The organism is Paenibacillus xylanexedens (assembly GCF_007680605.1).
In the GTDB taxonomy this organism is placed as follows: domain Bacteria; phylum Bacillota; class Bacilli; order Paenibacillales; family Paenibacillaceae; genus Paenibacillus; species Paenibacillus xylanexedens_B.
Window position 1 is genome coordinate 1 of sequence record NZ_VEIO01000061.1, and the last position, 388, is coordinate 388.

Annotated in this window: 1 protein-coding gene; it reads right to left on the reverse strand. The window is 56.7% G+C overall.

Annotation, left to right across the window (positions count from 1 at the left end; all coding sequences use genetic code 11):
- The coding region (locus FS818_RS28385) for a condensation domain-containing protein (RefSeq protein WP_260990002.1) at positions 1-388 on the reverse strand (388 nt) is incomplete at both ends.

Genomic DNA, 388 nt, shown 5'->3' on the forward strand with positions numbered 1-388 from the left:
CTTTCCTGCCTCCTGCGTGTATACCATCCGCAATGCATCATGGTGTTCCGTCAGCTTGACGGCCACTTCCTCCACGAGGGCTTCCTGGAAACCATCCGCGCGGTACAGCATCATCGCCTGATTCCAGTGATGGCTTTGCGAGAAGTTCTGGTCAAAGAACCAATGCTGAATCGGGCTGAGCGCGACCTCCCCCTCAACGGCCCCTTCTTCGGCCGCGATCGGGGTTGTGACTTGCACATATCGGCTGACTTCCTCGATCGTTGGATGCGTGAACATCTCCCGAACCGCCAGTTTCAGACCAGCCGCGCTTAACCTGGACACGATCTGAATCGCTTTGATCGAATCCCCGCCCCGCTCGAAAAAGTTGTCCTGAATCCCGACTTGTTCG